Here is an 11,587-nt window from a genome sequence, read left to right on the forward strand (position 1 = left end):
GCTCCTCGCGCTCACCGGTCACACCCACCCATCACGGGGTCCAGCGAGGCGCCACCGGCGATCACGTCGGCGATCAGGCCGCCCTCGGCCATCGCCGGGAGGGCCTGCAGGTTGACGAAGCTCGGCTCCCGGTAGTGCACCCGGTACGGCCGGGTGCCGCCGTCGGAGACCGCGTGCACGCCCAGCTCGCCGCGGGGCGACTCGATGCCGACGTACACCTGGCCCGGCGGGACCCGGAAGCCCTCGGTGACGAGCTTGAAGTGGTGGATCAGCGACTCCATCGACTGACCCATGATCTTGGCGACGTGCTCCAGTGAGTTGCCCATGCCGTCGACGCCGATGGCGAGCTGCGCCGGCCACGCGATCTTGCGGTCGGCGACCATCACCGGGCCCGGCTTCAACCGGTCGAGGGCCTGCTCGACCAGCTTCAGCGACTCCCGGATCTCGGCGAGCCGGACCAGGTAGCGGCCCCAGACGTCACCGTCCGGGTGGGTCGGCACGTCGAACTCGTACGTCTCGTAGCCGCAGTACGGCATGGTCTTGCGCAGGTCCCAGGCGAGACCGGCGGAGCGGAGCACCGGGCCGGTGACGCCCAGCGCCAGGCAACCGGTCACGTCCAGCACCGCGACGCCCTTGGTCCGCTCGGTCCAGATCGGCTGCCCGGAGAGGAGGTCCTCGTACTCCTTGAGCTTCTTCGGCATCATCTTCAGGAAGTCGCGGATCTTGCGGATCGCGTCGTCCGGCACGTCCTGCGCCACACCGCCCGGCCGGACGTACGCGTGGTTCATGCGCAGGCCGGTGATGGTCTCGAAGATGTCGAGGATGTACTCCCGCTCGCGGAAGCCGTACAGCATGATCGAGATCGCGCCCAGCTCCATGCCGGTGGTGGCCAGCCAGACCAGGTGCGAGGAGATCCGGTTCAGCTCCATCATCAGCACCCGGATGGTGGTGGCCCGCTCGGTCACCTCGTCGGTGATGCCGAGCAGCTTCTCCACCGCCAGCGCGTACGCCGTCTCGTTGAACAGCGGGGCGAGATAGTCCATCCGGGTCACGAAGGTCGAGCCCTGGACCCAGTTGCGGTATTCCAGGTTCTTCTCGATGCCGGTGTGCAGGTAGCCGACGACCGAGCGGGCCTCGCGGACCGTCTCGCCCTCCAGCTCGAGGATCAGCCGGAGCACGCCGTGCGTGGACGGGTGCTGCGGACCCATGTTGACGACGATCCGCTCGTCGTTGATCGGGTCGGTGCCGGCGACGACCTGGTCCCAGTCCCCACCGGTGACGGTGAAGACCTTGCCCTCGGTGGTCTCACGCTCGGTCGCGTAGTTGGACGTGGTCACAGTGCTTGCCCTCCGTTCGCGACTGCGGGGCTCCGCTCCGCTGCACTCCTCGCGCTCACTGGTAGGACCTCCTCCGGTCCGGCGGCGGGATCTCGGCGCCCTTGTACTCGACGGGCACGCCACCCAGCGGGTAGTCCTTGCGCTGCGGGTGCCCCTCCCAGTCGTCCGGCATGAGGATCCGGGTCAGGTTGGGGTGGCCGTCGAAGACGATGCCGAACATGTCGTACGTCTCCCGCTCCTGCCAGTCGGCGGTCGGGTAGACGGCGGTGACGCTCGGCAGGTGCGGGTCCTCGGTGGAGACCGCGGCCTCCAGCCGGACCCTGCGCCGGTAGGTCATCGAGGTGAGCTGGTAGACCACGTGCAGCCGACGCTCGTCCGCGCCCAGGTAGTCCACGCCGGACACCGAGGAGCAGAGCTCGAAGCGGAGCGCCAGGTCGTCCCGCATCACCTGGCAGACCTCGGCGATCCGCTCCGGGCGGACGTGCAGGGTCAGCTCGCCGCGGTCGACCACGACCTTCTCGATCGCGTCGCCGAAGGCCGGGTACGCCTCCTCCAGCGCGTCGCGGACCTCGTCGAAGTAGCCCCCGTACGGCCGGGCGGCCTCCTCGATCGGCTTGCGCTGGCGGACCAGGCCGCCGTAGCCGGAGACGTCGCCGGTGCCATGCATGCCGAACATGCCGCGCCCGGCCGGGCTGGCCGGCGGGTACTCGGCCGGGGCGCCGGTGCTGGCGCCGGCCGGGGTGACCGGTACCGGCACGCCGCCGTCGTTGTTCTTGTCGTTCGGTGCGGTCACTTCGGGCCCCCGTGAGCGTGGAGGTGGTTCTGTGCCTTCATCCAGTTCTCGATCCGCAGCTGCTCCTCGCGCCCCTCGCGGACCGCCTGCGTCCACTCGGCACGCCGGGCCTTGTCGTTGCGGTACGACGACGGCATCGAGCCGTACGGCACGACCGGGACGTCACCGCGCTCCTTGCGGGCCTCCAGCATCTTGCGGCCGTTCGCGCCCAGCGGCTCGTACATGATCTTCTCGCGGAGCTTGAGGATCGCGTCGATGAGCATCTCCGGCCGGGGCGGGCAGCCCGGGAGGTACATGTCGACCGGCACCACGTGGTCGACGCCCTGCACGATGGCGTAGTTGTTGAACATGCCGCCGCTGCTCGCGCAGACGCCCATGGAGAGCACCCAGCGGGGCTCGGCCATCTGGTCGTAGATCTGGCGCAGCACCGGGGCCATCTTCTGGCTCACCCGGCCGGCGACGATCATCAGGTCCGCCTGGCGGGGCGAGGCACGGAAGACCTCCATCCCCCAGCGGCCCATGTCGTAGTGCGGACCACCGGCCGCCATCATCTCGATGGCGCAGCAGGCCAGACCGAAGGTGGCGCCCCAGACGGACGACTTCCGCGACCAGTTGACCAGCTTCTCCACGGAGGTGAGCAGGACGCCGGCGGGAAGCTTCTCCTCGATACCCATCTGCCGTACCTCCCTCAGTCCCAGTCCAGGCCGCCGCGCCGCCAGACGTAGGCGTAGGCGACGAAGACCGCGACGATGAACATGACCATCTCCACGAAGCCGAAGATCGGCAGGGCGTCGAAGGAGACCGCCCAGGGGTAGAGGAAGATGATCTCGATGTCGAAGACGATGAAGAGCATCGCCGTCAGGTAGAACTTGACCGGGAACCGGCCACCGCCGACCGGCTGCGGGCTCGGCTCGATGCCGCACTCGTACGCCTCGAGCTTGGCCTTGTTGAAGCGCCGGGGACCGGCGAAGCGGGCGGCGGCCACGGAGAACAGCGAGAACCCCGCGGCGAGGGCGAACAGCCCGATGATCGGTGCGTAAGGCGAGAGCGACATCTTTTCTCCTGCTCGTCCTTCCCCTGCCCCTGGTGCTTGGCGAAAATCACACTATTCACGTCCCTCGTGACCTGCGTCATCGGGGGTCGATCTCGGTCCCCGCCCGGGGCCGTTACCGGCCCCGGGCGTGAGGTCTAGACGGCTGGCGCCACCCTCGTCATCGCGTTGATGACCCGGTCCATCGAGTCGCCGCCGCGCGGGTCGGTCAGGTTGGCCAGCAGCTTGAGCACGAAGCGCATCAGCGTCGGGTGCGGCATGCCGTGCCTGGTGGCCATCCGCATGATCTCCGGACGGCCGATCAGCTTCACGAAGATCCCGCCGAGCCGGTAGTAGCCGCCGAAGCGCGCCTTCAGCTCCTGCGGGTACGCCATCAGCGCCCGCTCCCGCTCCGCGCCGGCCGGCCGGGCGAGCGCCTGGACCGCGACCTCGGCGGCCAGCTCGCCGGACTCCATCGCGTACGCGATGCCCTCGCCGTTGAACGGGTTGACCATGCCGCCGGAGTCGCCGACCAGCATGACCCCGCGGGTGTAGTGCGGGACCCGGTTGAAGCCCATCGGCAGCGCGGCGCCCAGAATCGGCCCCTCCGCGTTCGCCTCGTCGGTCATCCCCCAGTCCTCGGGGGTGTTGGCCAGCCAGTCGGTGAGCAGCCGCCGGTAGTTCGTCTTGCCGAAGGCGGCGGAGGAGTTCAGCACGCCGAGGCCGACGTTGACCCGCCCGTCGCCGAGGCCGAAGATCCAGCCGTATCCGGGGAGCAGGTTGTCGCCGCTGTCCTTGCTGCGCAGCTCCAGCCACGACTCCAGGTAGTCGTCGTCGTGCTTCGCGGGCGAGCGGTAGTAGCGCCGGACGGCCACGCCGATCGGCCGGTCCTCCCGCTTGGCCAGCCCGAGGGCGAGCGGGAAGCGACCGGAGACGCCGTCCGCGGCGACCACCAGCGGGGCGTGGAAGGTGGCCGGCTCCTTCTCCGGGCCCACCTCGGCCTGCACGCCGATCACCCGGTCGTCGGCGTCGAGCACCGGGCCGACGACGTTCACGCTGGTCCGCAGCTTCGCCCCGGCGGAGACCGCGCGCTGGGCGAGCAGGTCGTCGAAGTCGAGCCGGGTGCGGACCAGGCCGTAGTTGGGGAAGCTGGCCAGGTCGGGCCAGTCCAGTTCGAGGCGTACCCCGCCGCCGATCACCCGCAGGCCCTTGTTGTGCAGCCAGCCGGCCTCGGGCGAGGTGTCCACGCCCATCCGGATGAGCTGGCGTACGGCGCGCGGGGTGAGCCCGTCGCCGCAGACCTTCTCCCGGGGGAACTCGGTCTTCTCCAGCAGCAGCACACGTACGCCGTGCCGCGCCAGGTGGTACGCCGTCGCCGATCCTCCGGGACCGGCGCCCACGACGATCACGTCGGCGTCGTTCTCCACCGCGGTCATCTGCGCCTCCTCCCGCATGCTCGTGAAATGCTTCACAAGCCGATCGGGTTGGAGTCTATGACCGGCGTTACACCCGTAGCCGGTGAGGGGTACCTAACTTCCTGGAAACCTGCCGGTCGCGGTCCACTTCGGCGTCACGGGCGGGTGGGGGCGGAGGCGTCCAGCCCGGCATCTACCCGGATCGTCTCGGGCAGGTGGTCCCGGAGCGCGCCTCCGGCGGCGCGGTCGAGCGCGGCGAGCACCTCGGCGACCACCTGACGGACGTCCGCGGGATCGGCGCCGGCCAGCTCCTTGAGCTGCGCGATGAGTTCCGCGGCGTCGTCGTCGGTGGCCGGCGGCGCGACCGGCTGCTCTGGTCCCGTCATGGGGCGAGCTTACGGGTCAAAGTAGACCGAAAACGGATATTCACGAAATAGCCGTTTCGCCCGGCCGGGTCAGGTCGGTCTGTCAGTCGCGGATCGCGCGATGCAGCGCCACCACGCCGCCGGTCAGGTTGCGCCAGGCCACCCGGCCCCAACCGGCCGCGCCGATCCGCGCCGCCAGGGCCGCCTGGTCGGGCCAGGCCCGGATCGATTCGGCGAGATAGACGTACGCGTCGGGGTTGCTGGAGACCGCGCGCGCCACCGCCGGCAGGGACCGCATCAGGTACGACAGGTAGACGGTCCGGAAGGCCGGGTTGACCGGGGTGCTGAACTCGCAGACCACCAGCCGGCCGCCCGGCCGGGTCACCCGGGCCAGCTCGCGCAGCGCGGCGTCGGTGTCGTTGACGTTGCGCAACGCGAAGGAGATGGTCACCGCGTCGAAACTGGCGTCCGCGAAGGGCAGCTTCAGGGCGTCCCCGGCCAGCAACGGCACCTGTGGACGGGTCCGCTTGCCGGCGTGCAGCATGCCCAGCGACAGGTCCGCGCCCACCGCGTACGCCCCGGAGTGGGCCAGTTCCTCGGTCGAGACGCCGGTGCCGGCGCCCACGTCCAGCACCCGCTCGCCGGGGCGCAGGCCGAGCGCGGCCCGGGTGGCCCGTCGCCAGGACCGGTCCTGCCCGAAGGAGAGCACGGTGTTGGTCAGGTCGTAGCGGGCGGCCACGCCGTCGAACATCGCGGCGACCTCGTGCGGCTGCTTGTCCAGGCTGGCGCGCTGGCCCTGCGGGGTACGGCTCACCCCTCCACTCTGCCAGCCGCGCGCGCTGCGGCGATCGACGGGTGGCCGGGCGCGAGCCCGGGCACACCGCCGCGGGCCGCCCGGACCGGGGAACCGACGAGGACAGCAGGGGCGGGATGGTGACCCATCCCGCCCCTGCTGCCGTGCGTTATGTGAACGGCCCTCCCGGGCCGATGGAGGACGATCCTGGGTGCGCCGCCGCGCGGCGCGGATGCTCCGAGCGGGCACGTTAGCGGGACCCGATCACGACCGCCACCCCCCGTGCCGAACCCTCGCCACCTGCCTGACCAGCGGCCACCCCAGGATTGTCCGGATTGATGGCCCTTTTTGGGAGTGACCCGGGCCACCTCTCGGACGAACGGTCCACGGGAACCGACCGTTCGACCGCGGCCGTCGCCGGCAGGGGGTCAGTTGACCTCGACGAGCGGCAGGGACTTCCCGACCCCACCGCCGGGCAGGGCGATCGAGGAGAAGTGCGAGACCACCCGGTCGTCGCTGGGGTCGTCGGCCGGCGTCCGGTGCACGGCGAGTCGGTTGTAGAGGGTGTCCCGCTGGGCCGGGATCCGGCCGGCGGTACGGATCATGCCGATCAGCTCGTGCAGGTTGGAGCGGTGCCGCGCGCCGGCCGAGGAGATGACGTTCTCCTCCAGCATGATCGAGCCGAGGTCGTCCACCCCCATGTGCAGGGCGAGCTGGCCGACGTCCTTGCCGGTGGTCAGCCAGGAGGCCTGCAGGTGCGGCACGGTCTCGAAGAAGAGCCGGGCCACCGCGACCAGCCGCAGATACTCCAGGGTGGTGGCCTGGGTGCGGCCCTTGAGGTGGTTGTTCTCCGGCTGGTACGTCCACGGGATGAAGGCCCGGAAGCCCTGGGTGCGGTCCTGCACGTCCCGGATCATCCGCAGGTGCTCGATCCGCTCGGCGTTGGTCTCGCCGGTGCCCATCATCATCGTGGCGGTGGACTCGACACCCTGCCGGTGCGCCAGCTCCATCACCTCGAGCCAGCGCGCCCCGGACTCCTTCAGCGGGGCGATCGCCTTGCGCGGGCGGTCCGGCAGCATCTCCGCGCCGGCCCCGGCGATCGAGTCCAGGCCGGCCGCCTTGATCCGGGCGATGGCCTCGTCCAGGCTGACCCCGGAGACCTTGGCCATGTGCAGGATCTCGCTCGGCCCGATCGAGTGGATGGCGAGCTGCGGGTACGCCTGCTTGACCGAGGAGAAGAGCTCCTCGTAGTACTCGACGCCGTAGTCCGGGTGGTGGCCACCCTGGAGCATCACCTGGGTGGCGCCCAACTCGACCGCCTCGCCGCAACGGCGCAGGATCTCCTCGGTCGGGTGGGTCCAGCCCTCCTTGTGCTTGGGGGCTCGGTAGAACGCGCAGAACTTGCACGCCGTCACGCAGACGTTCGTGTAGTTGATGTTGCGGTCGATCAGGTACGTGACGATGTTGTCCGGGTAGCGCCGCCGGCGCACCGCGTCCGCCGCCTCGCCGAGGGCGTGGAAGGGCGCCTCGGTGTAGAGCAGCAGGGCCTCCTCGGGCGTGATCCGCCCGCCGTCCGCGCCGCGCTGCAGGATGTCGTCGATCTCCCGGCTCACCGTCACGCCCCCGAGCCTACGTCGCCGGCTCCGGCGCGGCGACGCGCGGCCACCCCGATGTGACGTCCTTGGCCTCGCCCCTCCGACATACACGCGGCGTCACGCCGGCATCCGCCCAGACACCCCGGCCCACCGCCTTTGCTCTGCTGCTACCTACGCAACAATCACCCATCGCGAGCAGGCTCTTCGCGCCACCCCGAGGCGGCCGAGGAGAGAACGCCTGCCCAAGGCACGTGTTGCGGATGATGAAGCAACGCAAAGGGCGGGACAGGGGATACCGCGGTCGGCCGAGGCCGTGACTCGGCGTAACCCTCGACGCGCTGCGCCAGGGTCACGCGTCGTAGTCGACCGTCAGCTTGTCGGTCACCGGGCTGGACTGGCAGGTGAGCACGTAGCCCGCCGCCACCTCATCGGGCTCCAGCGCGTAGTTGCGGGCCATGGTCACCTCGCCGGAGACGACCTTGGCCTTGCAGGTCGAGCAGACGCCGCCCTTGCAGGCGTACGGCAGCTCGCCGCGGACCTTGAGCGCCGCGTCCAGCACCCGCTCGTCCCGGCCCATCGTGAAGCTCGACGACCGGCCGTCCAGCACGATCGTCACCTCGGCCCCCGCCCCGGGCTCGTCCGCCGGGCGGCGCACCGGCTCCGGCGGCGCGTCGACGTGGAACAGTTCGGTGTGCACCGCGGACTCCGGCAGCCCACGGCCGGTCAGCACCGCCTTCGCGTCCACCACCAGCTGGTACGGGCCGCAGAGGAACCACTCCTCGATGACGTCGCCCGGCACGATGGTGTCCAGCAGCCGGACCAGCCGGTCGGCGTCGATCCGCCCCGACAGCAGCGGCGACTCGCCCTGCTCCCGGGAGAGCACGTGCACCAGGTGCAGCCGGGTCGGATAGCGGTCCTTCAGGTCCGCCAACTCCTCGGCGAACATCACGGTGTTGGCCGTGCGGTTGCCGTACACCAGCGTGAAGGTGCTGGCCGGCTCGACGGCCAGCGCGGTCGCGACCAGCGCGAGCACCGGAGTGATGCCGGAACCGGCGACCACCGCGCCGTAGTGGCGGACCCGGTCCGGCGCGAACGCCGTGGTGAAGTGCCCGAGCGGGGGCAGCACCTCGACGGTGTCGCCGCCGCGCAGCGCGCCGCAGGCGAACGCGGAGAAGGCGCCGCCGGGAATCTCCCGCACCCCGATCCGCAGCCGGCCGTGCCGGGCCAGGTCCTCCGGAGTGGAGCAGATGGAGTACGACCGCCGGACGTCCTCGCCGCCCTCACCCGTGCGCCGCACCGTCAGGTGCTGGCCGGCGGAGAACGCGAAGGTCTCCCGCAGCTCCTCCGGCACGGCGAAGGTGACCGCCACGGAATCGTCGGTGAGCCGGTCGACGGCGGCGACGGGGAGCGGGTGGAAGGCCGGCCGGCGACGGACCGGTCGGGTGATGGTGACAGTCACAGCGCCTTCAGGTGGTCGAAGGGTTCGGAGCAGGAGCGGCAGCGCCACAGCGCCTTGCACGCGGTGGAACCGAAGCGGCTGACCTGCTCGGTCTCCGCGGAGCCGCAGCGCGGGCAGCGGACGGCGAGGGTCAGCGGCACGACGTTGCCGGCGCGGACCGGCGCGGGCGGGGCGATGCCGGCGGCGGCGAGCTTCGCCCGGCCGCTGTCCGAGATCCAGTCGGTGCTCCAGGCCGGGCTGTAGACCGTGCGGACCTCGGAATCCGGGTGGCCGGCGGCGGCGAGCGCCCGACGGATGTCGGAGCGGATCACGTCCATCGCCGGGCAGCCGGTGTAGGTGGGGGTGATGGTGACGACGACCCGGCCGGTGGCCGGATCCTCCTCGACCGCCCGCAGGATGCCCAGCTCGTCGATGGTGATGACCCGGATCTCCGGGTCCACCACCGCCGCCGCGGCCTCCCTCGGATTCACCACTTCGCCCCCGGGTGGGCCCGGTGCAGCACCTGCATCTCGGCGAGCAGGAAGGAGAGGTGCTCGGTGTGCACCCCGGCCCGCCCACCGCCGGGCATCCAGCCGTCGGCCGGCCGGGTCAACGTGGCCTCGTCCAGCACGGTGGAGACGCATGTGTCGAAGTCGGCCCGCAGGGTGGCCGGGTCGACCGGCGCCGCCGGGTCCGCCGCGAACAGCTCGTGGACGTACGGCCAGACCTCGTCGACCGCGGCCTGCAGGCGACGGTGTGACTCCTCGGTGCCGTCGCCGAGCCGCTTCACCCAGAGCGAGGCGTGGTCCAGGTGGTACGCCGACTCCTTGCGCGCCTTCGCGCCGATCGCGGCCAGCCGCTCGTCGGCGCAGCCGGCCAGCGCGGTGTAGAGCGGCAACTGGTACGCCGACAGGAAGAACAGCTTCGCCATGGTCATCGCGAAGTCGCCGTTGGGCAGCTCGACCAGGAGGCAGTTGCGGAACTCCCGGTCGTCGCGGAGATACGCCAACGCGTCCTCGTCCCGGCCGGCGCCCTCCAGCTCACCCGCGTACGTCAGCAGCAGGCGGGCCGCGCCGAGCTGGTCGAGGGCGATGTTGGCCAGCGCGATGTCCTCCTCCATCTCCGGCGCGCGGGAGGTCCACTCGCCGAGCCGCTGCGCCGCGATCAGCGCGTCGTCGCCGAGGGAGAGGACGAAGTCGAAGGGGCCGTTCACAGGTGGGCCACCCCGTCCGGCACCTCGTAGAAGGTGGGGTGGCGGTAGACCTTGTCGGCCGCCGGGTCGAAGAAGGCGTCCTTCTCGTCCGGGCTGGACGCGGTGATCGCACCCGCCGGCACCACCCAGATGGACACGCCCTCCTGGCGCCGGGTGTAAAGGTCCCGGGCGTTGCGCAGGGCCAGCTCCGCGTCGGGGGCGTGCAGGCTGCCGACGTGGGTGTGCGACAGCCCGCGCCGCGCCCGCACGAAGACCTCCCAAAGAGGCGAATGTTCCCTCGCGCCGGCCTTGCCGGTTCGCTCGCTGCGCTCGCTCACGCGGCCACCTTCTCCTTCTTCTCCGCGCGCTTGGCGGCGTACGCCGCGGCGGCCTCACGGACCCAGGCGCCCTCGTCGTGGGCGCGGCGGCGGTGTGCCATCCGCTGCCGGTTGCACGGTCCGTTGCCCTTGATCACCTGCATCAGCTCGTCGTAGTCCGGCTGGGTGTAGTCGTACGCCTGGCGTTCGTCGTTCCAGCGCAGGTCCGGGTCGGGGACGCGCAGGCCGAGGATCTCGGCCTGCTGCACGCACATGTCGACGAAGCGCTGCCGCAGCTCGTCGTTGGAGAAGCGCTTGATCTTCCAGGACATCGACTGGGCGGAGTGGGTGGAGTCGCCGTCCGGCGGGCCGAACATGGCCAGCGACGGGTACCACCAGCGATCGACGGCGTCCTGGGCCATCGCCTTCTGCCCGGAGGTGCCGTGCGCCAGGGTGTGCAGGATCTCGTACCCCTGGCGCTGGTGGAAGGACTCCTCCTTGCAGACCCGGATCATCGCCCGGGCGTACGGCCCGTAGGAGCAGCGGCAGAGCGGGACCTGGTTGACGATCGCCGCGCCGTCCACCAGCCAGCCGATCGCGCCCACGTCGGCCCAGGTCAGGGTCGGGTAGTTGAAGATCGAGCTGTACTTCTGCCGGCCGCTGATCAGCAGTTCGACCAGCTCGTCCCGGCTGATCCCGAGGGTCTCCGCCGCGGCGTACAGGTAGAGGCCGTGGCCGGCCTCGTCCTGCACCTTGGCCAGCAGGATCGCCTTGCGCTTCAGCGAGGGGGCGCGGCTGATCCAGTTCCCCTCGGGCTGCATCCCGATGATCTCGGAGTGCGCGTGCTGGGCGATCTGTCGGATCAGCGTCTTCCGGTACGCCTCGGGCATCCAGTCGCGCGGCTCGATCTTCTGATCGGCGTCGATCACGTCCACGAAGTACGCCTCGAGGTCGTCGTCGGGGGCCGGTCCGCCGCGCCGGGCGCGGGCGGCGGCCTCCCGCAGCGCCACCTCCGCCGCCTCGACCTCGCCGAGCAGACCTCCGCCGGGCCTGTCCTCCGGGGCGGAGAAGTCGTTGCCATACATGAGGCCAGTGTTACAGCTTCCGACCAAAGACACCAGGGGGTGTAACAGGAATCCGTCCGCACCTTCCGTCACCGGGTGGCCGCTTCGGGTGAGGGCCGCCGAGCTGCCCAAACCTGTGACATCGCCCACCCGGCAAAGATGAATCCTCGCAAGCGCGGCATAGCGGGCTATTGCCTCGGCCTCATTGCGAGTTGACAGGCCTCAGGTTCTGGCGCCGGGCTTGTCCG

At 70.8% G+C, this 11,587-nt stretch carries 13 protein-coding genes; all 13 read right to left on the minus strand.

The genetic code is table 11. The features are described 5' to 3' along the window. Positions 1–11: 11 nt before the first annotated feature. Entirely contained in the window at positions 12–1,337 is a 1,326-nt protein-coding gene (locus tag OG799_RS27080) for an NADH-quinone oxidoreductase subunit D (RefSeq protein WP_406038809.1), read from the minus strand. Positions 1,338–1,392: 55 nt separating this feature from the next. After that, complete coding sequence (locus tag OG799_RS27085; RefSeq protein ID WP_406038811.1) at positions 1,393–2,130, minus strand: NADH-quinone oxidoreductase subunit C; 738 nt, start codon at positions 2,128–2,130, stop codon at positions 1,393–1,395. Then, positions 2,127–2,804, minus strand: coding sequence for a NuoB/complex I 20 kDa subunit family protein (locus OG799_RS27090; RefSeq protein ID WP_406038813.1), 678 nt, complete (start codon positions 2,802–2,804; stop codon positions 2,127–2,129). The genes OG799_RS27085 and OG799_RS27090 overlap by 4 nt, the downstream gene beginning before the upstream one ends. A gap of 14 nt (positions 2,805–2,818) precedes the next feature. After that, positions 2,819–3,184, minus strand: a complete 366-nt coding sequence (locus tag OG799_RS27095; protein ID WP_130330841.1) for an NADH-quinone oxidoreductase subunit A — start codon at positions 3,182–3,184, stop codon at positions 2,819–2,821. Positions 3,185–3,318: 134 nt separating this feature from the next. Continuing rightward, positions 3,319–4,596, minus strand: a complete 1,278-nt coding sequence (locus tag OG799_RS27100; RefSeq protein WP_406038816.1) for a geranylgeranyl reductase family protein — start codon at positions 4,594–4,596, stop codon at positions 3,319–3,321. 134 nt (positions 4,597–4,730) lie between these two features. Next, positions 4,731–4,961, minus strand: coding sequence for a hypothetical protein (locus OG799_RS27105; RefSeq protein ID WP_406038818.1), 231 nt, complete (start codon positions 4,959–4,961; stop codon positions 4,731–4,733). Positions 4,962–5,043: 82 nt separating this feature from the next. After that, positions 5,044–5,754, minus strand: coding sequence for a demethylmenaquinone methyltransferase (locus OG799_RS27110; protein WP_130330837.1), 711 nt, complete (start codon positions 5,752–5,754; stop codon positions 5,044–5,046). A 407-nt stretch (positions 5,755–6,161) separates the two neighbouring features. Beyond that, positions 6,162–7,352, minus strand: a complete 1,191-nt coding sequence (gene mqnC, locus OG799_RS27115) for a cyclic dehypoxanthinyl futalosine synthase (protein WP_406038820.1) — start codon at positions 7,350–7,352, stop codon at positions 6,162–6,164. 325 nt (positions 7,353–7,677) lie between these two features. After that, positions 7,678–8,787, minus strand: a complete 1,110-nt coding sequence (paaE, locus tag OG799_RS27120; protein ID WP_406038822.1) for a 1,2-phenylacetyl-CoA epoxidase subunit PaaE — start codon at positions 8,785–8,787, stop codon at positions 7,678–7,680. Then, a complete protein-coding gene (gene paaD / locus OG799_RS27125; protein ID WP_406038824.1) occupies positions 8,784–9,260 on the minus strand; it encodes a 1,2-phenylacetyl-CoA epoxidase subunit PaaD in 477 nt (158 codons plus the stop codon). The genes paaE and paaD overlap by 4 nt, the downstream gene beginning before the upstream one ends. Next, complete coding sequence (paaC, locus tag OG799_RS27130) at positions 9,254–9,979, minus strand: 1,2-phenylacetyl-CoA epoxidase subunit PaaC (protein WP_406038826.1); 726 nt, start codon at positions 9,977–9,979, stop codon at positions 9,254–9,256. Before paaC ends, paaD begins: the two co-directional genes overlap by 7 nt. Then, complete coding sequence (paaB, locus tag OG799_RS27135) at positions 9,976–10,296, minus strand: 1,2-phenylacetyl-CoA epoxidase subunit PaaB (protein ID WP_406038828.1); 321 nt, start codon at positions 10,294–10,296, stop codon at positions 9,976–9,978. The genes paaC and paaB overlap by 4 nt, the downstream gene beginning before the upstream one ends. Continuing rightward, positions 10,293–11,360, minus strand: a complete 1,068-nt coding sequence (gene paaA, locus OG799_RS27140; protein WP_406038830.1) for a 1,2-phenylacetyl-CoA epoxidase subunit PaaA — start codon at positions 11,358–11,360, stop codon at positions 10,293–10,295. Before paaA ends, paaB begins: the two co-directional genes overlap by 4 nt. Positions 11,361–11,587 lie beyond the last annotated feature (227 nt).

The organism is Micromonospora sp. NBC_00898, assembly GCF_045207895.1.
Classification (GTDB): domain Bacteria; phylum Actinomycetota; class Actinomycetes; order Mycobacteriales; family Micromonosporaceae; genus Micromonospora.

Coding starts and splice junctions, on each gene's coding strand:
- OG799_RS27095 (WP_130330841.1), bottom strand. CDS start 3,184: ATGTCGCTCTCGCCTTACGCACCGATCATCGGGCTGTTCGCCCTCGCC.
- OG799_RS27100 (WP_406038816.1), bottom strand. CDS start 4,596: ATGACCGCGGTGGAGAACGACGCCGACGTGATCGTCGTGGGCGCCGGT.
- OG799_RS27090 (WP_406038813.1), bottom strand. CDS start 2,804: ATGGGTATCGAGGAGAAGCTTCCCGCCGGCGTCCTGCTCACCTCCGTG.
- paaA (WP_406038830.1), bottom strand. CDS start 11,360: ATGTATGGCAACGACTTCTCCGCCCCGGAGGACAGGCCCGGCGGAGGT.
- OG799_RS27105 (WP_406038818.1), bottom strand. CDS start 4,961: ATGACGGGACCAGAGCAGCCGGTCGCGCCGCCGGCCACCGACGACGAC.